Source organism: Marinospirillum sp. (assembly GCF_044810985.1).
Taxonomy (GTDB): domain Bacteria; phylum Pseudomonadota; class Gammaproteobacteria; order Pseudomonadales; family Halomonadaceae; genus Marinospirillum.
Map to the genome: position 1 here is coordinate 79183 of NZ_CP085242.1, position 21855 is coordinate 101037.

The window sequence follows — 21855 nt, forward strand, 5'->3', positions numbered from 1 at the left end:
CATTACGCAACAGTCGACAGGATTGTAGCACTCATGTATAAGAAACAAACCATTCAAGAATCAGGCGGTCTGTTATGAACCAGCAGGAACCCAAAGATCTGGACCACTTTCTGGGCGACCTTCGCCGGGCCTTGAAAGCCCAGGAGCGTTATCTGTTGAATGTGCTTTTTCAACTGCAGTTTCCTGAATTGGAGGGTGGCCTGGAACCGGGATTTGATCGCGGGGACGCTGACAGCTTTGCACAGTGGCTGTCCGATAAGTATGTGGATCAAATCAATGAGAGTGTGTTTTTTCGCCGTCTTCTGATTCAGCAGGAGCAGTTGACTTTACTGGCCACTCAGCAACTGGACAAGGCCCAGGCCGGTGAGCTGGATTCAGCCGGTTATGCGACTTTTTTAAGAGCCGTGCAGCGTTTTAATGAGTTGGCCGATCAATTGCGCACGGACGTCACTTCCTCCCTCATCGAACTGGATGAACTCACGGGTCTGTTCAACCGCAATGTGATGGACCGCGACCTGACCGAAGAACTGGAGCATTCCCAGCGCAGTGAGCGAAGCTTTGCCGTGGCGATGCTGGATATAGATCACTTCAAAAAGGTGAATGATACCCACGGTCATGCTTTTGGCGACCAGATTCTGGTGCAGTTGGCCGAAGCCATGGAAGAGTCCCTGCGGCCTTATGATCGCGTGTATCGCTATGGCGGTGAGGAGTTTCTGATTCTCTTGCAGGACACCCGGATCAAATCAGCCGAAAAGGTTCTGGAAAGGCTGCGCGAGACCATTGGTTCCCATAAAATGGGCAATGATGACCTGAAGATTGAGGTTACGGTTTCCATGGGTGTGGCTGATTCATCACAATTTGAATCTGTTCAGGATCTGGTGGAAACTGCGGATAAAGCCCTTTATAAAGCTAAGGAAAATGGACGCAACCGTGTGGAAGTCGCTTAATTGAATTCTGAACAACTTCTGGAAAAACTGGCCGCCCAGGACGATGCCTTGCAACTGGCGCAGCAGCTGGTGGGCTGGCTGCGTCAGAGTGGTTCAACCCAGGCTGGTGAACACTTTACTGATTTTCTGGCCCTGCTGAAATGCCGCCCCGAGACTGCCCGGCAGCTGGGGCAAACAGTTTATGCAGGTCTTGAGCAGACCCATATCTACCCGGCACTGGTCACCCTGGGCATTTTTTCGCGCCGAGGTTTTGGCCGTGAATTGATCAACCGTCTTTACGATCGAATCAATCCGCCTCCCAGGGATCTGGGCAACCTGCGTGATCTGCTGGCGATTATTTTTCATCGTGCCGATGATGACCTCTGGCTGCAAACCCTTCCTGAAGATGCCTGGCTGCAGTTGTTTCAGGTTCTGAGTGAACCTCTGGACGAGAAAGAAAAACGGAACCTGGGTCGGCATTTTTATCAGGAAGTGCTTTATTCACTGGAAATGTTGTCGATCTGGGTGGCGGCTGAAGAATTGGAACCGGATTTGATGCGCATTGATAAGCGCCTGATTGATGATGACTCTTCATTTATTGCCTTACAGCGGGAAATGCAGCGATTGATTGCCAGCGGCTGGAAGCAGCTGGGAGACCCGGAATACGCCCTGGAGGACACCGAACATCTCTGGGTGATGCTGGATCAAAGTCACGAGCAGGTGGCCCGGCTTAGACGCAGAGGGGCGGGTGCCGGTTCTTCGGTGGCTCTGGCCCATCTTCTGGAGCGCCTGGATCAAACCCTGACCCGTCTGGAAGCTCTGCTGGGTATTCTGGTGAATCAAGCTTCTGCTGAGTCGTCGCAAACCGCCGCTCAGTTAGTTAATCAACTGCTGCTTGCCAATATTGAAAAACAGGGGATCAAGCCCCTCTGGACCAGCAGTACCGGCATGTTGTCACGGAGCATCACTCAGAACAAAAACGATCATGGTGAGCACTATATCGCCAAAGATAAACGTAGTTTTCTGGCACTGGTGCGTTCGGCTGCGGGAGCCGGGGTCATCATAGCTCTGCTGGCTTTATTGAAAATCGGCATTACTCATCTGGGACTGACACCAGGGTTGACCACCCTTCTGGTGAGTCTGAATTACGGCCTGGGTTTTGTGCTGGTGCATCTACTGCACTTCACCATCGCCACCAAACAACCGGCCATGACGGCGGCCAGTTTTGCCTCGGAAGTGGAAAAAGGTGAAAACGGACGAGCCACCAACCGTAAACTGGCAGGGTTGTTGATTGAAGTGAATCGCTCCCAGTGGGCCGCGGTCTGGGGGAATGTTGCCACCGCCATTCTGGTGGCGGTCAGCCTTTCATGGCTGGTTGCCTGGCTGTTTAATCAGTCATTGCTGGGAAGTGAACAGGTGGGTTATCAACTGGCTGCCTTGTCGCCCATCACCGGTCTGGCGCTTTTTTATGCCGCGATTGCCGGGGTCTGGTTGTTTTGTTCCGGGATTATTGCCGGTTTTTTTGATAACCGGGCGGATTACCTGGAAATGCGCGAGCGCCTGCGTTATCACCCCTTGATGGTGCGCTTGTTCAATGAGGAGCGCCGTTCCCGGTTGGCGGATTATCTGCATGATAACTATGGAGCCCTGGCCGGTAACTTTTTCTTCGGTGTACTGCTGGGTATGACTGGCTATATCGGCTACCTGACCGGCTTGCCGCTGGATATCCGCCATGTCGCCTTCTCATCAGCCAACCTGGGTTATGCGGGGATCAGCGGCTCACTGGGCATTCTGGAATGGTTGTATTATTTGCTGCTGGTGCTGCTGATCGGCTTTGTGAATCTCTGGGTGAGTTTCGCGCTGGCCCTGAGTGTGGCCCTGCGTGCCCGGAACACCGAGATCAGCCGCTTCCGGGATCTTTTTGCCAGGCTATGGGAAGAGATTCGGCAAAGACCTTTGATACTCTTCTTCCCCCCCGTACAGGTCTTGTCGGAGAAAAAAGACAAGGAGTTTCCCCGGTCTCAGTAGTTATTGCCTGCGACTTCCACCCGATTGCGCCCCTTCTGCTTGGCCCGATAAAGGGCCTTGTCCGCAGCTTTTAACAGTTCATCCGGGTTCAGGGCCTGGTCAGGCCAGCTGGCCACGCCCAGTGAAATGGTGATCTGACCAAGATCCTGTTCCAGATAAGTCAGGGGGCTGGAAGTCACCTTGTCCAGCAATTCCTGAGCACGGATGACGGCGGTTTCTTTACCGGTGCCGGGTAGCAGGACAACAAATTCTTCGCCGCCAAAACGACAGGGAATATCGGTTTCCCGAAAATGCTCCAGCAGAACCTGACTCAGGGTGTAGAGCACCCAGTCTCCGGCTTCATGGCCATGGCTGTCGTTAAAATTTTTGAAGTGATCAATATCACAAATCAAGAGTGAAAGAGGTCTTTTATTGCGCTTGGCCAGAGCAATTTCCCTTTCCAGGGCCTCGTCCATAAAGCGCCGGTTTTTCAGACCAGTCAGGGCATCTTCATATGACAGGCGTTGTAGATTCTGGCGGATTTTCAGGCTGGTCAGGCTCATGGATAGACGCTCTGCAACCCGGCCCATAAAGCTGTTCAGCTGTTCGAGTTGATGCTGGTCAGTCAGGGAGGGATCCGGATTGAGGTGTATTTTGGCAAAGGTTTGAGCACCCAGGTGGATGTCTTCAAGAGTCAGGAACCATTGATAAGGACTGGGTGTGGAATCAGTGGTGTTGGTTCCCGGTACAGTCTTGTCGAGAAGTTGAATTCTGATTTTGTAAGGCTGAAAGGTCTGTGGCAGTTGTTGGTGCAGATAGTTTCCAGCCTGTTCCAGAGTCTGGAAGGACTGAAGTTCCGCAACCAGTTCTTCGAGTTCCCGGGCATGACGATTCAACAGGGTAAGCTGGTTGGAGCGTTGCCTTTCCAGTTGTGCATAGGTTTGCAGGGAGGCAGTACGCTGCCTGATTCTGTCTTCCAGGCTGGCATTCAACTGGTGCAGGGCTTTCTGGGTGCGTTGATATTCACGCATGGAAATCACCATCAGGGTCAGAGCAAAAACCAGTACGCCAATCGACAGCGGGAAGCGTGCCCAGGGCAGAAAACCGTGCGCAACAGCCATATCCACCAGCAGAAATACCGCCAGCACCCAGAAAGCGGACATCACCAGGCGTTGATCCTGATTCAGGTTCTGAAAGTTTTTTGCAGTCAGATAAAGCAGCACCATCAGGGTCAGAATGAAAAGACCATCAAACAAGGGATAGGTGATGGACAGTTGCAGGACTCCGATCAAAGACAAGCCAAGAGCCAGAACCAGATACACCAGATGGGCCAGAGCCAGTTTTTTCATCAGGCCCTGCCCCTTGTTCTGGAACCATTCACTGAGTAACAGGGCAATGAAAACCGGCAGCAGGAAATAACCCGCTGCAGTCAGGTAGGTTCTGAACAGGGGAGCATCCATAACCAGCTGCACCGCCTGATTTTCGCCCAGAAGCTTGCTGCCGACCGCCAGAGTCAGCAGCCCCAGATAAATAAAGGGTCGGCGGTTGGTCTGCATGAAAGCAAAGGCAAAAGCAATCAGGCCCATCAGAGTACAGAAAACGATCACCAGAAGATCCAGATAGGAGCTTTGGATGATTTCCAGCAGCAGATGAGAGCGCTCAAGAATTTTGACTTCACCCCAGAGGCCGATATCCGTGTAGTCGGAATAAACCCGAAAATGCAGGGTTTGCCCGGAGAAGCCTTCAGGCAGTTCAATCAGATGCCAGGGCCAGCCCTGGAAACGCCCGTGTCCTTCCTGATCAAATTCACCAAAAGTATAGATTTTCTCTGTACCCAGATAGACTTCAGCAATCAGATCGATGCTGTAAATATAGATGACCGGGTCTTGCCAGTGGTTGTCCGGCAATTGAGTGCGATACCAGGCATGAGTCTGCCCCTGACGCTTAGGCGGGTTGGATGGAAAGTCGATTGCCTGCCAGGCGCGTGGCTCCCTGTTTTGAGTCCAGAGAGGGCTACCGTCGTGAACGGGGGAGTCGCCCCAGCGATATTCCCAGCCTTGCAGATGCTGGGGTGAGGAAGCTGCAAAAGCTGATGATGAAAGCATGCCAAGCAGCAGAAGAATAACAACCGGAAGCTGACGGAAAAGATGAATCACTGCAGGAGAGTCAGGCATGGCAGATCCAGGTTCATATGCTTGATAACATTGTTCCTTAATTCATCTTTATTAGCCAGCCTTAAAGTTATGTTTGTGGAAGAACATCCACAGCAACATTCAGTTGATGACGACCACCGCCATTCATCACTCCTTTGAGTGGGGTGACATCGGAATAATCTCTGCCCCAGCCCAGGGTGATGTAGCGTTCATTGGGTGTGCTGCCGTTGGTTGGGTCAATTTCCAGCCAGCCATAATCAGGTATGAACACACTCACCCAGGCATGACTGGCATCGGCTCCCAGCAGTTTTTCCTGGCCGGGGGGTGGCTGGGTTTCCAGGTAACCACTGACATAGCGGGCTGCCAGACCCAGAGAGCGTAACGCGGCAATGGCCAGGTGAGCAAAGTCCTGGCATACCCCTCTGCGGTTTTCCAGAACTTCCAGCACGGGTGTGGCCAGGGTAGTAAAGTCAGGGTCGTAGCTGAATTCTTCAAAAATCCTCTGGTTGAAATCCAGAAGTGCAGGCAAGAGGGGGCGCTGAGGCTGAAAACTTTGCTGGGCAAAATCGGTCAGTTCAGCCTGTTTTTGCGCAAAAGGTGAATCCAGAGTAAACAAGCGAGCTTCCAGGCAGGCGGCTGCCTTGACCGGGTGGTGCCTGTGATTTCCGGGAGCCAAAAGCTGAGCGGCGGACTCCCAGGCCGGGGTCTGAATATCCGGTAGAGCGCGCGGCTGGGTGGTTACCTGACTGGTCACTGTTACTTCCAGGCAGGTGTGAATGGCCTGCAGAGTAAAATAAACCACCTGGTTGCCGAAAAAATCTCTTCTTTCCTGCTGGCGCAGGGGTTCTGGGGTGATGCTGAGCTGAGTGTTTTCACAGTATTGCCATGGCAGATTTCTGGGCAGCAAACGGGCTTCGTTATGGCTGAGAGTGACGCTGGTTTCATAGTCATAGCGAGTGGTATGGCGCAGCAGATATTTCATGTCAGGTTCAGCCTTTCGCTTGCAGGGACACCAGCTGTCTGGGCGTTTCCACATGGCTGAAATGGCTATGGGAGATAGCGTCAGACAGTTGGTGAAGGGGCCGTAACAGAGCATCAAGAAGCTCCTCAAGAGCTGTGTGGGCAATTTCAGAGGTTGCCGGATCAAGCAAACTGTCCGGGTCCACCAGATGCAGGGTGCTGGTGGCTTCGATGATCAGGCGATTTTCCAGGTTGCGAAAGGGCGTCATCTCGGGTTGCGGAAGCTTTTCAATCTGACGCTCCAGACGTTTGAGCATATAGCCAATGGAGCGAGGGTTGCTCTCATCAAACAGCAGCAGATCCAGAATAGCGGCTGGGTGCAACTGAGAGCGGTAACGGCGACGGTAAACTGTGAGGTTGTCTGTGGTGCTGAGTACCACTTCCCAAAGTGGAATGCCAGGTTTGCGGGCGGTGATCAAAGCCAGTTTCAGCAGCTCCAGACTGGAAATGACGCGCTCGGTGAAGCGCCCCAGATCCATGAAGCGCCAGCCATAATGGTGTGGCATGGTTTCATTGCACAGGCCAAAAAAGGCAGCCAGGTGAGTGATGACTTCTTCCAGACTGGAACGTCCACCTGTGATCTCCTGGGCGCGCTGCAAACCCTGTATTTTACGATGCAGGTGATTCAGGGTACGCCAGCTGTCATCACCTAAATGGTCACGAATGGCGCGGCTGTTACGCAGTAAATAGCTGAACAGCCAGGGCAGGCCATCTGGGGTGTTTTCTGTAAACATTTCCAGAAGCCGGTTGCGTAAGTGTAGAAACTGCAGGCTGGTGCGGGTGTGAATCGCTGAGCTGTCCTTATCGTCTGTCAGGTTTTCCAGATCAGGCAAAGGCAGGCTCAGTGCGGTGAAAAGATCGGGGAGCAAGGTAGCCTGCAAAGGCAGATGGCCTTCTTCCAGCAGCTTGCTCAGCGTTTCACGCAGCAGGCGTGAACGGCTGTCCAGTCTTTCCCCGTAACGCCCCATCCAGAACAGACTGTCGGCCACCCGGCTGGGTAAATCCTGACTGTCACGGGTGACCCGGATCGGGCCGTGAGCCTGGAGCAAGAGGCTGACATGCGGTTGGGGAACCGGGGCCATGACCCAGATATCCTTGACCTGGCTGGAATCCATGACTGGTGTTCCGGGTTCGGCAATCCATGCCAAGCCACCAGGCATAATCCGCTGACGGCGCTTCTGAACCGGTTTGTCGATATCACTGGGATCGGCCAGGCTGAAAAACCTCAGATTTACCGGTTGTGCACCGATTTGCCCGGTCTGGCTGTCAAAGCAGGGGGAGGTGGCAGCCTGAAAAGGTTGCTGAGCCACATACAGATGAGGCACAGTCTGCAGTTCATCCAGAAAAGCTTTCTGCTCTGAAGTACTGAACTGCTGCGGTTCCAGAAGCTGGCCAGGGTTCTGGATATTTTTGAATTGCCAGCCTGCAGGCAGAGTCAACAGTTTTTCCAGGTTCTCTGGCTCACCACACCAGAGGGTGTTGCGGCTTTTAAGCAACAGCTTTTCACCCAACAACAAATCGCACAGCTCCGGCATAAAGCAGGCCAGTGCCGGGTGCTCCAGTACACCAACGCCCAGAGCATTGGCAATTTCCACGTCACCCTGTCGAGCGGCCTGCATCAGGCCAGGTACGCCTAGCAGTGAATCGCCTCTTAATTCCAGAGGGTCACACCAGGGGTCATTAATATGGCGTACGATCACATCCACCGCTTTAAGGCCACCCAGGGTGCGCATGGACACCTGCCCATCTCTAACCACTAGATCGGCCCCTTCCACCAGAGAAAAGTTCATGTAATTGGCCAGCCAGGCATGCTCAAAATAACCTGGACTGCCTTGCCCGGGTGTCAGCAGGACAATATTGGGGTTATCGCGGTGTTTTCTGGCCAGTTCGGCCAGACAGCGATGTTGAGCCTGAAGGAAACTGGCCAGACGTCGCAAAGGGGCATCGCGATAGAGGTTGGGCAAAGCGCGTGCCAGAAGAACACGGTTTTCCAAAGCATAGCCAGCGCCGGAGGGAGCTTGGGTCCAATCACCCATAATTCGCCATTCACCCTGATGGTCGCGGGTGATATCCGTGCCATGCAGCAAAATCCAGGGCCGTTCACGTATCGCCTGGTGACCGGCTGCCGAAAACAGCCAAGCAGGGTGGGTGTAAACCAGCTCCGGGGGCAGAATACCTTCGTGAATTACTCGGCGTTCGCCGTAAAGATCGTCGACCAGAGCTTCGAGTAAACGGCTGCGCTGGATCAAGCCTTGTTCCAGTTTTTCCCATTCATCCGTGCTGATGACAAAAGGCAAGGGGTCCAGTTGCCAGGAACGCAGTTGACCTTCTTCATCTTCATAGACATTGAAGGTCACGCCATTTTCATGCAAAAGATCCTGAGTGGCTTCCGAGCAATGGCGCAATCCTTCCTGGCCCAATTCAGCTAGTTCATCCAACACCGGTTGCCAGTGAGCGCGGAATTCTCCCTGCTCATTGATCAGCTCATCATGCTGTCGAGCATCGGGATAGTTTTGCAGAAGCTGTTGCAGCGCCTGGTTAAAAGAGGATAGATTGAGCATCTGGGTCAGATTCCTGGCACCTGAAAGTGGCTGCAAAAGGCCGCTGGAGATTAACATGAAGCTTTTTGCTTGCAGTTGTTGCGGCCAGTTGGTTTATTTTGAAAACACCCATTGTACCCGCTGCGGCTCCTTACTGGGTTTTGTTCCTGAATTACTGGAATTGCTGGCTTTTGCCCCGGCCGGTGAAGGTTTGTGGAAGCCGCTGGGCAGATATCAGGATACGGAGCTTTACCATCAATGCAACAATTTTGCTCACCAGGGCGTCTGCAACTGGATGGTTCCTGCCCGCGAAGAACACCAGTTCTGTGTGGCCTGTCGTTTGAACCGCACCATTCCCAATCTCGATAAACCGCGTAATCATATTTTCTGGGGCCAACTGGAAGCCCAAAAACGCCGCCTGGTCTACAGCCTTTTGCAACTGGGCTTACCGGTGATTTCGCAACAACAGGACTCAGCCGGGCTGGCCTTTGATTTTCTGGAAGACATTCCTGAATTCAATGAAATGGGGCGAGTCATGACCGGCCATGCCAATGGTTTGATCACCCTTAATATTGCTGAAGCTGACCCCGTGGTGCGTGAGCAAAGGCGTAATGATATGGCCGAACCTTATCGCAGCCTGCTGGGGCATTTTCGGCATGAATCCGGGCATTATTACTGGGACAGGCTGGTGCGCGCTACACCCTGGCTGGAGGATTTTCGTCAGCAATTCGGTGATGAAAGAAGGGATTATGCCGCCGCCTTACAGTATCACTACGAGCAAGGGCCGATCAGTGACTGGCCGGATTATTATGTGACTGCTTATGCCAGCAGCCATCCCTGGGAAGACTGGGCCGAAACCTGGGCACATTATTTAAACCTGCTGGATACCCTGGAAACGGCCTGGCAGTTTGGCCTGCGAATTCACCCTCTGATCCCGGATACCCCGGAAATGGATCTCAAACAGTCGGTAAACCCTTATCGGATCACCAGGATGGATGATCTGATCGAAAAGTGGCTCCCCCTGACCTATGCACTGAACAGCTTAAGTAGCAGTATGGGACATTCCCCTCTCTATCCCTTCGTGCTTCCACCCGCCACCATCAACAAGCTGCGCCTGGTGCATCGCATTATTCATGAGTCAACGGACTCCATGCCTGCTTCCTAGTTGGTACGGCTATTGCAGCATTGTCAGTAGATGATGAACTCAGCCATCCCAGGCCAGGAGTTCGGGTAACATGAGGCAGGTGCCCTGAATGACTAAAATTAACTGGAATAATTATAGCAGCAAGGGTTTTTATGATGAGCTGATGGCGGCTCCGGGTGTGCCTCATCCTGCCGCCCGGCAGTTGTGTGAATACCTTGCCCAACTGGATGCCGGCGAATTGCGGCAACACAAGCAGGCTGCTGAAATTGCCATCCAGGTGATGGGAATCACCTTTACGGTTTACTCGGAAGGTAGCCAGATTGATCGCGCCTGGCCCTTTGATATTCTGCCCCGTATTCTTCCCCTGAGTGAATGGCAACGCACCGAAGCAGGGCTTAAGCAAAGGGTACAAGCGCTCAATCTGTTTATTGATGATCTCTACCATGAGCAGAAAATCATCAAAGACGGTGTTTTTCCTGCAGAAATTCTGACCCAATCGGCCAACTTCCGCCCTCAGTGTGTGGGTATCAGTCCGCCGCACCAAACCTGGGCACATATTTGCGGTTCTGATCTGGTCAGGGATAAGGACGGTACTCTTTATGTATTGGAGGATAATCTTCGGGTGCCTTCCGGGGTGTCCTACATGCTGGAAAATCGCAATGTCACCAAGCGAATACTGCCGGAGTTGTTTGCCACAGGACGAATTCAGCCGGTGGATGACTATTGTTCACAGCTTTATGAAATGCTGGCCTCCATGTCTCCTCGTCCGGGAGATGATCCACAAATCGTGATCCTGACGCCGGGTATCTATAACTCGGCCTATTATGAACATTCCTACCTAGCCCAGCAAATGGGTGTCGAGTTGGTGGAAGGTCGGGATCTGCAGGTCGGTGATGATGACTGTGTTTACATGCGTATGATTGATGGCCTCAAGCGGGTGGATGTGATTTATCGTCGGGTTGATGATCTTTTTCTGGACCCGGAAGTTTTCAAGCCTGAATCGACCCTGGGAGTTCCCGGGCTGATGCGCGCCTGGCGTCATGGCAAGGTTGCCCTGGTGAATGCTCCCGGAGCAGGGGTGGCAGATGACAAGGTGGTTTATGCTCTGGTCCCGGAGATCATCCGCTACTATTTACAGCAGGAACCTCTGCTGGCCAATGTCCCCAGTTATTTGTGCATGCGTGACGAAGACCGTAAATACGTGCTGGCCAACCTGGACAAGCTGGTGGTGAAACCCGCCAATGAATCCGGCGGCTATGGCATGCTAATCGGGCCTCACTCGACCCGTGCTGAACAGCAGAAATTTGCTGAGCTGATCAAAGCTGACCCCCGTAACTATATGGCCCAGCCGACTTTGGCAATCTCGACGACACCGACACTGTGTGAAACCGGTCTGGAAGCTCGGCATGTTGACTTACGCCCGTTTATTCTCTCCGGCGAGCAGACCTATGTCACCAATGGAGGTTTGACCCGAGTGGCTTTGACTTCGGGTTCGCTGGTGGTGAATTCCTCACAAGGCGGTGGCAGTAAGGACACCTGGATCATGGATATTGATGAGTCTGTAAAATCACAAGGGAGTGCCTAAGTATGTTATCCCGAGTCGCTGAAAATATTTACTGGCTGGCGCGTTATCTGGAGAGGGCTGAGGATATGGCCCGCCTGATCAGCGTCAACAGCCATCTGTTACTGGATTTTCCGCATGCCACCAAGTTGGGCTGGGATTCTCTGATCAACATCACCAGTACCGAAGAGCTTTTTGAAAAACACTATACCCGGCCTGATGAAACCAGTGTGCTGCAGTTTTTGTGCGGTGACCGACGTTACGGTAGTTCTATTATTGCCTCTCTGGCCAATGCACGTGAAAACCTGAGAACCACCCGTGAGATTCTGCCTCGGGAAATCTGGGAAGAAGTGAATCAGCTGTATTTGAATATCGCGGCAAAGGTCGAATCCGGTGTGACTCCGCGCAATCGTGACAGCTTTTTAAAGCAGGTGATACGTAGTTGCCAGACAGTTACGGGCTTGATCGAGGGTACACTCAGTCACACCCAGACGCGTACCTTTTTGACTCTGGGGCGCAGTTTGGAACGGGCAGACATGACCACCCGCATTATTGATGTACGCTCTGCCAATCTCTTGCCTAAAACAGCTGAAGACTTGAAGCCTTTTGAAAACCTGCAGTGGATGAGTGTGCTGAAATCCCTGACCGGTTTTCAAATGTACCGTCAGCAGGTGCGTTTGAGGGTACGTGGACCGGATGTTTTGCGCTTTCTGATTCAGGATACGGCCTTTCCACGCGCAGTGGCTTGCAGTTTGAAAGACTTGTCCTTGGCCTTGTTACCACTCCCTCGCAGCGAAGAGGTACAAGGGTTGGTCGATGATCTGGCGCGCCTGCTGATAGCAGCAGATGTGGAAGAGTTGGCCCATGAACCGGAGCAGCTACATTTGTTTATGGATGAGTTGCAGGTGGGTTTGAATCAGGTTCATACGGCACTGGTTAGCAACTACTATGATGTTAAACACCCACCCAAACCCTGACTGCACGTAACCAGGGCAGGTCGGCGGCTCGCTCCTTCAAACGCACTTCCAGTTGCTCGACTTCTTCAATCGGTAGTTGATCGACCCGATAGAAGAGGTCAACGTCTATATGCAACTCCAGATAATGCAGCGTGCTCTGGTGGGGTTTTTCATACCAGGGGTCGCCTTCCCAGCGCTGATTGAGCAGAGTCTGCACATCAGGACGCAGCGGTAGCATTGTATCGGGATCGGGGTTGTCGGTTTCGGCATCGTCTTCCGGGTCGATATGAAAAGTGACGTCGGAAATATGTTCAAACTCATCGCGCAGGTGACGGGCGACCCAGACCCCGATTTCATGGCCTTCGGAGACGCTGACATGAGGGGCCACCTGCAGATGAATATCCAGCAGACTACGGCTGCCCATGGTGCGGGTGCGCAGGTGATGGACATCTCTGACGCCGGGAATGCTCTGTGCAGCCGTGCGGATTTTATGGGTTTCCTCTTCAGGCAGGGCGGTATCCACCAGCTCCTTGAGACTGTCCCAGATCAACTTGACTCCAATGCGGGCAACCATCAGGCCTACCAGAATGGCTGCAACCTGATCCAACCAGGGAAAGCCCAGCAAAGCCCCGCCCACGGCAACAAAAACAACGATGGAGGACAGGGAGTCGGTACGATGATGCCAGGCATTGGCTTCCAACAGTTTGGAATTGATTTTACGGGCAATTCTCAGGGTGTAGTGATAAATCCACTCTTTACTCAGCACCGATGCAACCGCCACCACCAGAGCTATGGCACCGGGAATGACGATGGCACCAGGGGTCAGCAGACGACTGATGCTGTCCCAGATCAGCGCACCGGCCACGGCAATCAAAATGGCTCCCAGGATCAGGGTGGCCAGGGTTTCATAGCGGTCATGACCGTAGGGGTGGTCACTGTCGGCTTTCTGGCGACCAAAATGGGAGGCACCCAGTACCAGAATGTCACTGAATAAATCAGAAAAGGAATGAATACCATCAGCAACCAGGGCATGGGAGTTGGCCCAAAACCCCACCAGGATTTTCAGAATACCATTCAAAGCATTCACCAGAGCACCGATCAGGGTCACTTTTCGGGCTGCCTGAGCTTCCAGATTGTGCTTGTCGGGTGTGTTTTCCTGGGTTTGGCTAGTCATTACAGGCGTCTCAGGTAATTTTTAACCGGGTTGGCATACATCGTCAGCCATTGTTTGCGATATTCCTGAGGGCAGGCGGCCAGTTGTTCATTAAAAGCCGCACGGGTGGCGGTATCAAACTCAGGAACTGCTATGTCACCCAGTTCATCCAAAGCTTCCAGCGCCAGGTAGTTGCTGGGGAAAAGCCGATAAAGACGACGTATCTGCTCATCCACGGCTTTGGCTGCCGCATCCGGCGTGGGCATGTCTTCAGCGGTCAGGGGTTTGCCAAAGGCCACCTGAACACGGCCCTTGAAGCCGGAAATCCCCTGGGCAATGCTTAGGATGTCTTCAAATTCGGCTTTGGCGTATTCGCCTTCCTGTTCCTTGGTCACGACTTCGCGGGATTTCTGCACACCCAGAGGGTCGTATTCGTAACTCAGGGCAACAGGTACGATGTTCAGGCTGGCCAGCACTTCAGCCGGTGGCATTACCGATTTCTTTTTCGCCATGCCAAACATCTTGATAATGGCCGGGTCGGTGTGATCGATGCCATTCTTGGCGCGACCTTCACGCTGGGCAATCCAGATGGAGTGGTTCTCATTTTTCAGGCTGTGATGGATGTATTCCGAGAGCAACTTGAAGGAGTTCATCATTTCCCGCACGCCCTTGGCAGAGCGTTTGACGATAAAGCTCTTGTTAAGTCGCATCAGGTCGGTCACCCAGGGTTTCTGCAGCAGGTTGTCGCCGATGGCAATGCGTACCGTGTTCATACCTTCAGTATGCAGAGCATAGTTCACCAGGGCTGGGTCCATGGCAATATCACGGTGATTGCTGATAAACAGGTAACTCTGATTTTTATCCAGCTCTTCCAGACCATCAACATTAAAGCCCTGGGTGGTGGTGGCCAGCATGCGGGCCATATAACCGGCTACATAGAGTTGCAGGTCGTGTACTGAGTGGATTTTTGCCAGGCGTTTTTTAAGGAGCTGGCTGATGACCCGTCTTAGCAGCGGAGCAAGAAAAGAATTGGCCAGGCGGGGAAATTTGAAACGTAACAGGGCGGTCAGGAATTCCTGGTCCTCGGCCAGACGCTCAAGAACCTCTTCCACCTCTTCATCACGGTAAGGGCGGATGGAGTCAAAAGCCTCTGGCGAGGTATTCATCAAACTGGTTTCCATGAGTAAAGCTTAGCCTCGGATATTATTATTGGTCAGCCAACTGCGGGTCACTCAGACCCTGATGCAGAGCGATGAGCTGGTCAATCAGAGCCGTCAGGGTATTGCTCATTAAAATAAACTCGGCATCCAGAGCAATCAACGGGTCCTGGTCCGGGTTGACATCTTCTGCCTCTTCCAGAAGCTCATCGGCGTAGCTGAGACTTTTCAGAATCAGCGCATCGGTCAGGGTAAAGGTTACCTGATCCTGCCAGTTAAGTCGCAGTTGGGTTGCACGTTTTCCGGCAGCCAGGTGCTGTTTGATTTCTTCTCCGGCCAGGGCCTGACCCTTGATGCGCACCACGGCCTTGTCATCTTCCGGGTCACGCAGTTCGCAGGAGTCCAGCAACTCCACACCCGAAGCCGGCTGATCGTCCAGCCAGTGGGTCATCACTTGGCTGGCAGGCAGTTGAGTGCTCAGAGGTACAACGGGCAGGCTGCCCAGGCCTTCACGTAACAGATTCAGGGCCTGTTCGCAGAGTTTATCGGTGGTGTTGTCCATCAGAATCCGATGGTTCTGACCATCCAGCCACACCCAGAGGGTGCGGGAGCGGGTGAAGGCACGGGGCAATAAGTCCAGGCGGATTTCATCGGCCAGGTTTTGTTTTTCCTTGCGGCCCAGCTTGCGGTTTTCAGTGGCTTCGATTTCTTCAGCCTTGTCTTGCAGATGCTCACGAACCACTGAGGCGGGCAGAATTTTTTCTTCGATTTTCAATTTCAGCAGCCAGTGATCACCCTGGCTGTGCACCAGTGCTTCGGTACCACTTGGAGAAACCCAGCCAGCGGTCATTTCTTCCTGGCTGGAACAGTGGCGAAACGGGCGGGTGGCCAGAGCTTCCTGCAGCTTTTCGCTGTTCCAGGGCTGGGCTGTACGTGCCTGATAAATGCGTAGGGCTTTAAACCACATTAAAAAGTCCTTGAGGGAAATGAGCCGCGTATTATCCCTGATCCTGGCGCCTGAAGCCAATAGAATGCAAAAGACCCGCGCGGGTAGCACGGGTCTGTTCGGCAATTTGACTTAACGGGTAAGAAAAGTTCAGGAGGCGCCGGTCACCACTGCGGGATTTTTGTGAATAGCGGAGACACCCCTCATGCCGGACCACATATCTTCTCGGCCTTCGCGCCAGCCACTGATCCAGTTGGTGCGCAAATCGTCCTGGAGGGCAGGACATTTTTCTCTTGACTGGCCTTTGATACCAGCCTGGTAGCCACGAGTATAAACGCGTTGAGCACGATCTCGTTTCTGACTCTTCATAGATTACGGCCTCTCTCTATTTCAGGGAACTGCGATCACCAGAAGTTTCCTGGAAGATTGCATCCTGCAGCTCCTTTTATTGTTAAGATACAGCTTTCGATCTACGGCAGGTCACCGGCTCGGCAAGTGCCTCACCTCTATTTGTAGGCTAATTGCCAAGTGAATGACAGCTTTTTTTATTTATCGTCTGGCGGGTTCTGATAACCCCATGCAATCGAGGTTTCTAGTCTTCAATGGCATTACTCAATCAGGTTTACACCCTTCACGCCACCTGTTCACGCGGGCTGGAACAGCTACTGGCGGAAGAGCTTCTGGCTTTTGGCTTCACCCAGGCCAGGCCACGTGTGGGACGGGTTCTGGGTGAGGCCACTCTGGCTCAAGCCTATCGTGCCCTGATCTGGTCACGCTTGGCCAACCGCCTGCATTTACAATTGGATGAGGCGTCAGTCAATGATGCCCAAGACCTTAATATCTGGTTGAGTGGCCTGGATTGGAGCGAACACCTGCTGGCCAGCGGCAGCTTGTTGATTGATGCCAGCGGAACCACCCCGCAGCTGCGCAACACCCATGACACCGCCTTGCGGGTAAAGGACGCCATCACTGACTGGTTTCGCGAACGGGAAGGCGAGCGACCTTCCGTGGATCGGGAGCGACCGGATGTGCGCTTGCATCTGCGTCTGGAAAAAGGCAAAGCACAACTCAGTCTGGATCTGGGTGGGGGCAGTCTGCATCAACGCGGTTATCGCCTGCAGGCCGCCAAAGCCCCCCTGAAAGAAAATCTGGCGGCCGGTCTTTTGTACCGGGCAGGCTGGCCGGAACTGGCGCGTCAGGGTTATGCGTTGCTGGACCCCTTCTGCGGTTCCGGCACTTTGCTGGCCGAGGCCGCTTTTATCGCTCGTGATATTGCACCGGGACTCTTGCGCCCCTGGCATGGCGTGGAAACCTGGCTGGGCCATCGTCCCAGCATCTGGCAGGAATTGTTGGATGAAGCCCAGGAACGTAAGGAAGCCGCGGCAGGGGTGGCCTTGCAGCTGGAGGGCAGCGATATGGACCCGCGTGCCCTGCAAGCGGCCAAAGGCAACTTGGAAAGGGCTGGTTTGCTGGAGGAAATCACCCTGGTGCAACGCCCCATCCAGGATCTGCCCCCGGCCACAGCAGAAAAAGGGCTGGTGATCACCAACCCACCCTATGGTGAGCGCCTGGAAGATATTCCCAGCCTGCTGCCGATCTATACCGAGCTGGGTCAAAAGCTACTTGAGGGCTACCCCGGCTGGTGGCTGGCGCTCTTCACCCAGCATAAGGAACTGGCGTTTCGTGTTCCCTTGAAGCCTTACAAAACCTATCCACTGCAGAATGCTTCCCTGGAATGCCAGCTTTACCTGTTTGAACTGCCTTTGGCGGGTGCTGAAGACCAACAGGTCGCCCAGATTCAGCGCAAACAGCAGGAGCGTGCCGAACAGCCGGAAAAGCCCAAGGAACTTACTGAAGGCGGGCAGATGTTTGCCAACCGTCTGAAAAAGAACCTGAAAAAACTCTCACGCTGGGTCAAGCGTGAAGGCGTGGAAGCCTACCGGGTTTATGATGCCGATTTACCGGAATACGCCCTGGCGATTGACCTTTACGGGGATCGGGTGCATGTTCAGGAGTACGCACCCCCGGCCAGTATCGACCCGGACAAAGCCAATCAACGCCTGACCGATGCCTTGATGGCCTTACCCCAGGTGCTGGAAATTCCTGCCGAGCGGATTCATCTCAAGCAACGCCGTCGCCAGACCGGCAAGCAGCAGTATGAAAAACTCGCCGGGCAGGGTGACTACTTCCCGGTTCGTGAAGGCCAGGCCCAACTGCTGGTCAACCTGAATGATTATCTGGATACCGGCCTGTTTCTGGATCATCGCCCTATCCGTTTGCGTCTTTTTCAGGAAGCCCAAGGCAAGCGTTTTCTCAATCTGTTTTGTTATACCGGTGCGGCTACCCTTCAGGCTGCTTTGGGTGGCGCGATACGCTCGACCAGTGTTGATCTGTCCAAAACCTACCTGGGTTGGTTGGAGCGCAACCTGCAACTCAACCAGTTGAACCCCAGGCACCATACGGTCGTCCAGGCGGATTGCCGTGACTGGCTCAAACAGGACAAAGGCAGCTATGATTTGATCTTCATGGACCCGCCCACCTTTTCCAACTCCAAGCGCATGCAGGGAACCCTGGATATACAGCGCGATCAGGAAGAGCTGGTGGACCTGGCCATGCGCCGGTTAAGCAGTGATGGTCTTTTGATCTTTTCCAATAACCTGCGGGGTTTTAAAATCAGTGAAGAGCTGCAGGCCCGATATGAAGTGAAAGACATCAGCCGCCAGACTCTTGACCCGGATTTTGAACGTAACCCGCGCATCCACCAGTGTTTTGAAATCAGGAATCCCGTGCTATGAATGACTTCAAAAAAGAAAGTCAGCAGTTAACCCTCTACACGACCGATGGCTGCCATCTCTGTGAACAGGCTCTTGGTTTGCTCGAACCCTGGCTGGTGAAGGGCTTTGGCCTGGCGAAAGTGGATATTGCCGAAGACGAACTGCTAATGGCCCGCTATGGTGAACGTATTCCGGTGATTGCCAGCCCCTGCGGCATGGAAATTGGCTGGCCGTTTACCGCCAGGGAACTGGAAGACTGGATTGGTCGGTTGCGTTGTTAATCATTAAAAGGCAGTTCGCTTTTCATGGTGTCCTGAAGCTCAGCCGGTATTTCTTCCGGAGCCTTGGCTTCCAGTACCGTGTGGAAGCCTCGGCTTTCCTGGATGTGGCGCACGTCATCCACCAGAATGGCAGCTTCTTCCGGTGAGTTGACGAGAGTGTGTTTGATGCCCCCGTACTGGGTGCCGCTTTGGCCCCAGACACGCGTCACCAGCCAGTCACCAAACATGTCCTGGTGAACGTGAACGAGATAATAATCCTGGCCTTTTTCCCAGCGAACAATCAAGGTGAGCCTCTAGGGGTTAAGAAATAACTACCTGGATTGTAAACCTTTTTTTTGCCGGGTAGAAAGCCTTCTGAAGAGGAACCTGAAAAGATGCGTCTGGTTGTGGATGAAAATCTGCCTTGGATTGAAGACTTCTTTGCCACTTCTGCCGAGGTGGTACGCCTTCCAGGGTCTGAAATCCGACGGCAGGATTTGCTTCATGCCGATGGGCTGCTGGTGCGCTCGGTGACGCCAGTTAATGCCGAATTGTTGCAAGGCACTCCGGTGGGTTTTGTGGGCACAGCAACGATTGGCGTGGATCATATTGATCAAGCCTGGCTGCAACAGGCCGGTATTCAATTTGCCAGTGCGCCGGGCTGCAATGCCGACTCAGTGGTGGACTATGTGTTGTCCAGTTTGCTCTGGTTGGCTCAGGAGCGGGGTTTTACCCTGAAAGAGCAAACCCTGGGTATTGTGGGGGTCGGGCAGGTGGGCAGCCGCCTTGCCCGTCGTCTTAAAGATTATGGTTGTCGTCTGTTGCTGAACGATCCACCACGAGAAGCCGCAGGTGAAGCCGGTTTTGTTCCTTTGGAGCAGTTGCTGCAGGAAGCGGATATTTTGTGCCTGCACACACCTTTGACTCGCACTGGCCCTTTTCCCAGTGAAAAGCTGCTGGGTGAGCAGGAATTACGGCAACTGCAAGGCAAGATACTCTTGAATGCCGGGCGCGGTGCGGTGATTGATCAAGTGGCTTTGAAGAAGCAGTTAGAAGCCGGGCTGCAACTGACGCTCTTGCTGGATGTGTTTGCCGGTGAGCCAGAGCTGGATGCTGAATTGCTCGACTGCTGTGATCTGGCTACCCCGCATATTGCCGGTTACAGCTTGGAAGGGAAAAGTCGGGGAACCCAGGCAATCTATCGGGCCTGGTGCGATTATCAGCAGCAGCCTGCGGATAAAAGTCTGGAGGATTTTCTGCCACCACCGCCGGTGGAGTGCCTGGAGTTAAACCCTGGCTGGTCACCGGAGGAAGCCTGCCGCCGTGCGGCCCTACTGGTTTATGACCCGCGAGCCGATGCGGCAAGACTGCGTCTGGCTTTACAGCAGTTGCCATCAGCCGAAGCTTACCAACAGCTGCGTAAAAACTACCCCCTGCGCCGTGAGTTCTCTTCCCTGCAGGTGGAAGCCAGTGACCCTCAGCAAGCTGCTGCGCTTCGGGCCCTGGGCTTTTTACTTAAACCTTGAAGCGATGGATACGCTGATTCAGCTCTTCAGCCAGCTGGGTGAGTTCCTGACCGGATGAATGAGTCTGCTGGGTGGCGGCGGAGCTGTCTTCACACAGGCTGACCAGGTTGCTGACATTGCGGTTGATTTCATCAGCAACGCTGGACTGTTGTTCTGCAGCAGTCGCGATCTGGCGGTTCATTTCCCGAATGTCTTCGGCCGCTTTGGTGATGGAATCCAGGGCTTTTTCGGCCTGGGATGAAGCAGTCACCGTGGCTTCGGCTTCATGAATGCTGGCATCCATGACCTTCACGGCCTTCTTGGCGCCTTCCTGCAGCAAAGAAATCATGCGGTGAATTTCTTCAGTGCTCTGCTGGGTGCGGCTGGCCAGGGCGCGAACCTCATCGGCAACCACGGCAAAGCCACGGCCAGCTTCACCCGCCCGGGCGGCTTCAATGGCAGCGTTCAGGGCCAGGAGGTTGGTTTGCTCGGCAACGTCCTGGATGACTTCCAGAACGCTGCCGATATTGGTGGTGTCTTCACTGAGTTTATGAATAACCTGAGTGGATTCCTTGATCTGTTTGGAGAGATTGCTGATGGCTTCTCCGGCCTCATGGACGGAGGTGCGCCCCTGCAGCACTTCATTATCCGTGGCTGTGGCCGCTTCGGACGCTTTCTGGGCGCCGGAGGCAATTTCCAGGATGGTCTGACTCATTTCATGGATGGCCGTGGCGACCTGATCGGTTTCCTGGGTTTGTTGATCCTGAGTGGCATGGCCTTCTTTGGCGACCTGGCTCAGGTCGGATGCCGAGCGGTTCAGGCGTTCCGAGACTTCGCTGATACTGCGTACCATCTCGCCAAGTTGTTGAGCCATGGCACTCACAGCTCCCATAATGCTGTCCGGCTGAGCCTTCTTGCGCAGATTGACTGCGGTAAAGTCACCCTGTGCAACCCGATTAACCAGTTTCTTGGCATCGGCCACTTCACCACCCAGCTGCTTTAAAACCCAGCTGCGGATATAAATGGATAGGCCCAGGATAACGGCAATCACCACCAAAGCCAGTAAACCTATCTGGAGAGCCAAAAACCAGAAGTGTTCACTGACATCATCAATATAAATGCCGGAACCCAACACCCAGTCCCACTCTTCATCATGGGTGATGTAGGAAAGCTTGGTGAAACGCTCCTCGGTGACTCCACCTTCAGCCAGGGGTTTGGGCCACTGGTATTCCACAAAACCGGAACCGTATTCGCGTACCGTGTTGGTGAAGGCGACAAAGAGGTTTTCATTGTCCAGGGTCTGAACCCGGCTACCATCCTGGTTGCGGGACAGGGTGGCGTAATGGAAATTGGGGTTGTCGAGGATCTGGCCGTCCAAGCTGGAAACGGTGGGATGCATGATCATTCTGGGGATAGGCGAGGTCATGTCATTGACCCAGATGTATTCGACCTCATCATATCTCAGATTGCGCAAGGCATCCTGGGCTTGCTTTTGCGCTTCTTCGCGGGTCAGCTCACCGGAAGCCTCCAACTCCTGGTAGTGATCGACCAGCTTCTCAGCCAGCTCAATCACAGCCATGACCCTGGCCTCGCGTTCTTCAGTCAGGGTGGTGTTGATGGCATTCAGAGCAACCCCTGCAAGCAGCAGAAGTCCCAGTAGGGCTGTAGCCGGAAGGGTGAGCAGCCGTCCACCAATAGTGGCCAGGTTAAACATGATGAGTGCTCCATAAAAAGTGACTGGCGAGTCATATTC

17 protein-coding genes are annotated in these 21855 nt (G+C 53.7%); 8 read left to right on the forward strand and 9 right to left on the reverse strand.

Features of this window, described 5'->3' with window-relative positions; translation table 11 throughout:
- Nucleotides 1-74 precede the first annotated feature (74 nt).
- Entirely contained in the window at nucleotides 75-947 is an 873-nt protein-coding gene (locus tag LG323_RS00430; protein ID WP_404418080.1) for a diguanylate cyclase, read from the forward strand.
- Nucleotides 948-2954: a site-specific recombinase gene (locus LG323_RS00435; RefSeq protein WP_404418082.1), complete on the forward strand. Its 2007-nt coding sequence runs from the start codon at nucleotides 948-950 to the stop codon at nucleotides 2952-2954.
- On the opposite strand, the gene LG323_RS00440 is transcribed toward LG323_RS00435, so the two are convergent.
- The 3 genes from LG323_RS00440 to LG323_RS00450 all read right to left on the reverse strand — a co-directional run bounded on the left by LG323_RS00440 (nucleotide 2948) and on the right by LG323_RS00450 (nucleotide 8667).
- A complete protein-coding gene (locus LG323_RS00440; RefSeq protein ID WP_404418084.1) occupies nucleotides 2948-5107 on the reverse strand; it encodes a diguanylate cyclase in 2160 nt (719 codons plus the stop codon). The two genes, LG323_RS00435 and LG323_RS00440, sit on opposite strands and share 7 nt — an antisense overlap.
- Nucleotides 5108-5174: 67 nt before the next feature.
- On the reverse strand, nucleotides 5175-6068 hold the full coding sequence (locus tag LG323_RS00445; RefSeq protein ID WP_404418086.1) for a transglutaminase N-terminal domain-containing protein: 894 nt from the start codon (nucleotides 6066-6068) through the stop codon (nucleotides 5175-5177).
- Between the two features lie 7 nt (nucleotides 6069-6075).
- A complete protein-coding gene (locus tag LG323_RS00450) occupies nucleotides 6076-8667 on the reverse strand; it encodes a circularly permuted type 2 ATP-grasp protein (RefSeq protein ID WP_404418088.1) in 2592 nt (863 codons plus the stop codon).
- A gap of 55 nt (nucleotides 8668-8722) precedes the next feature.
- On the opposite strand from LG323_RS00450, the gene LG323_RS00455 reads away from it, so the two are divergent.
- The 3 genes from LG323_RS00455 (at nucleotide 8723) to LG323_RS00465 (ending at nucleotide 12328) form a co-directional block, all read left to right on the forward strand.
- Entirely contained in the window at nucleotides 8723-9811 is a 1089-nt protein-coding gene (locus LG323_RS00455) for a putative zinc-binding metallopeptidase (protein ID WP_404418090.1), read from the forward strand.
- Nucleotides 9812-9899: 88 nt separating this feature from the next.
- Nucleotides 9900-11375 (forward strand): circularly permuted type 2 ATP-grasp protein, encoded by a 1476-nt coding sequence (locus tag LG323_RS00460; RefSeq protein WP_404418092.1) that lies wholly within the window; start codon nucleotides 9900-9902, stop codon nucleotides 11373-11375.
- A gap of 2 nt (nucleotides 11376-11377) precedes the next feature.
- Nucleotides 11378-12328 (forward strand): alpha-E domain-containing protein, encoded by a 951-nt coding sequence (locus LG323_RS00465; protein ID WP_404418094.1) that lies wholly within the window; start codon nucleotides 11378-11380, stop codon nucleotides 12326-12328.
- Here the strand turns inward: LG323_RS00465 and LG323_RS00470 are convergent.
- The 4 genes from LG323_RS00470 to rmf form a co-directional block, all read right to left on the reverse strand.
- Nucleotides 12306-13481: a cation diffusion facilitator family transporter gene (locus tag LG323_RS00470; RefSeq protein WP_404418096.1), complete on the reverse strand. Its 1176-nt coding sequence runs from the start codon at nucleotides 13479-13481 to the stop codon at nucleotides 12306-12308. The two genes, LG323_RS00465 and LG323_RS00470, sit on opposite strands and share 23 nt — an antisense overlap.
- Nucleotides 13481-14641, reverse strand: coding sequence for a 1-acyl-sn-glycerol-3-phosphate acyltransferase (locus LG323_RS00475; RefSeq protein ID WP_404418098.1), 1161 nt, complete (start codon nucleotides 14639-14641; stop codon nucleotides 13481-13483). Before LG323_RS00475 ends, LG323_RS00470 begins: the two co-directional genes overlap by 1 nt.
- A gap of 25 nt (nucleotides 14642-14666) precedes the next feature.
- Nucleotides 14667-15584 carry a recombination-associated protein RdgC gene (locus LG323_RS00480; RefSeq protein WP_404418100.1) on the reverse strand — a complete coding sequence of 306 codons (918 nt, stop codon included), beginning with the start codon at nucleotides 15582-15584 and terminating at the stop codon, nucleotides 14667-14669.
- A 129-nt stretch (nucleotides 15585-15713) separates the two neighbouring features.
- Nucleotides 15714-15932 (reverse strand): ribosome modulation factor, encoded by a 219-nt coding sequence (gene rmf / locus LG323_RS00485; protein ID WP_310696865.1) that lies wholly within the window; start codon nucleotides 15930-15932, stop codon nucleotides 15714-15716.
- A gap of 233 nt (nucleotides 15933-16165) precedes the next feature.
- Between rmf and rlmKL the strand changes: the two genes are divergently transcribed.
- On the forward strand, nucleotides 16166-18358 hold the full coding sequence (rlmKL, locus tag LG323_RS00490; RefSeq protein WP_404418102.1) for a bifunctional 23S rRNA (guanine(2069)-N(7))-methyltransferase RlmK/23S rRNA (guanine(2445)-N(2))-methyltransferase RlmL: 2193 nt from the start codon (nucleotides 16166-16168) through the stop codon (nucleotides 18356-18358).
- Nucleotides 18355-18618 (forward strand): glutaredoxin family protein, encoded by a 264-nt coding sequence (locus tag LG323_RS00495; protein WP_404418104.1) that lies wholly within the window; start codon nucleotides 18355-18357, stop codon nucleotides 18616-18618. The genes rlmKL and LG323_RS00495 overlap by 4 nt, the downstream gene beginning before the upstream one ends.
- On the opposite strand, the gene LG323_RS00500 is transcribed toward LG323_RS00495, so the two are convergent.
- Nucleotides 18615-18902: a WGR domain-containing protein gene (locus LG323_RS00500; protein ID WP_404418106.1), complete on the reverse strand. Its 288-nt coding sequence runs from the start codon at nucleotides 18900-18902 to the stop codon at nucleotides 18615-18617. The genes LG323_RS00495 and LG323_RS00500 overlap by 4 nt on opposite strands.
- Nucleotides 18903-18992: 90 nt before the next feature.
- Here LG323_RS00500 and pdxB point away from each other — a divergent pair, with 90 nt between their 5' ends.
- Nucleotides 18993-20123 (forward strand): 4-phosphoerythronate dehydrogenase PdxB, encoded by a 1131-nt coding sequence (pdxB, locus tag LG323_RS00505; protein WP_404418108.1) that lies wholly within the window; start codon nucleotides 18993-18995, stop codon nucleotides 20121-20123.
- Here pdxB and LG323_RS00510 read toward each other — a convergent pair.
- Nucleotides 20113-21816 carry a methyl-accepting chemotaxis protein gene (locus LG323_RS00510; RefSeq protein ID WP_404418110.1) on the reverse strand — a complete coding sequence of 568 codons (1704 nt, stop codon included), beginning with the start codon at nucleotides 21814-21816 and terminating at the stop codon, nucleotides 20113-20115. The two genes, pdxB and LG323_RS00510, sit on opposite strands and share 11 nt — an antisense overlap.
- Nucleotides 21817-21855: the final 39 nt, after the last annotated feature.

Excerpts from the sequence above, each read along its gene's own strand:
- LG323_RS00430 (WP_404418080.1), top strand. The coding sequence starts at position 75 with ATGAACCAGCAGGAACCCAAAGATCTGGACCACTTTCTGGGCGACCTT.
- LG323_RS00440 (WP_404418084.1), bottom strand. The coding sequence starts at position 5,107 with ATGCCTGACTCTCCTGCAGTGATTCATCTTTTCCGTCAGCTTCCGGTT.
- LG323_RS00445 (WP_404418086.1), bottom strand. The coding sequence starts at position 6,068 with ATGAAATATCTGCTGCGCCATACCACTCGCTATGACTATGAAACCAGC.
- LG323_RS00450 (WP_404418088.1), bottom strand. The coding sequence starts at position 8,667 with ATGCTCAATCTATCCTCTTTTAACCAGGCGCTGCAACAGCTTCTGCAA.
- LG323_RS00455 (WP_404418090.1), top strand. The coding sequence starts at position 8,723 with ATGAAGCTTTTTGCTTGCAGTTGTTGCGGCCAGTTGGTTTATTTTGAA.
- LG323_RS00460 (WP_404418092.1), top strand. The coding sequence starts at position 9,900 with ATGACTAAAATTAACTGGAATAATTATAGCAGCAAGGGTTTTTATGAT.
- LG323_RS00465 (WP_404418094.1), top strand. The coding sequence starts at position 11,378 with ATGTTATCCCGAGTCGCTGAAAATATTTACTGGCTGGCGCGTTATCTG.
- LG323_RS00470 (WP_404418096.1), bottom strand. The coding sequence starts at position 13,481 with ATGACTAGCCAAACCCAGGAAAACACACCCGACAAGCACAATCTGGAA.
- LG323_RS00475 (WP_404418098.1), bottom strand. The coding sequence starts at position 14,641 with ATGGAAACCAGTTTGATGAATACCTCGCCAGAGGCTTTTGACTCCATC.
- LG323_RS00480 (WP_404418100.1), bottom strand. The coding sequence starts at position 15,584 with ATGTGGTTTAAAGCCCTACGCATTTATCAGGCACGTACAGCCCAGCCC.
- rmf (WP_310696865.1), bottom strand. The coding sequence starts at position 15,932 with ATGAAGAGTCAGAAACGAGATCGTGCTCAACGCGTTTATACTCGTGGC.
- rlmKL (WP_404418102.1), top strand. The coding sequence starts at position 16,166 with ATGGCATTACTCAATCAGGTTTACACCCTTCACGCCACCTGTTCACGC.
- LG323_RS00495 (WP_404418104.1), top strand. The coding sequence starts at position 18,355 with ATGAATGACTTCAAAAAAGAAAGTCAGCAGTTAACCCTCTACACGACC.
- pdxB (WP_404418108.1), top strand. The coding sequence starts at position 18,993 with ATGCGTCTGGTTGTGGATGAAAATCTGCCTTGGATTGAAGACTTCTTT.
- LG323_RS00510 (WP_404418110.1), bottom strand. The coding sequence starts at position 21,816 with ATGTTTAACCTGGCCACTATTGGTGGACGGCTGCTCACCCTTCCGGCT.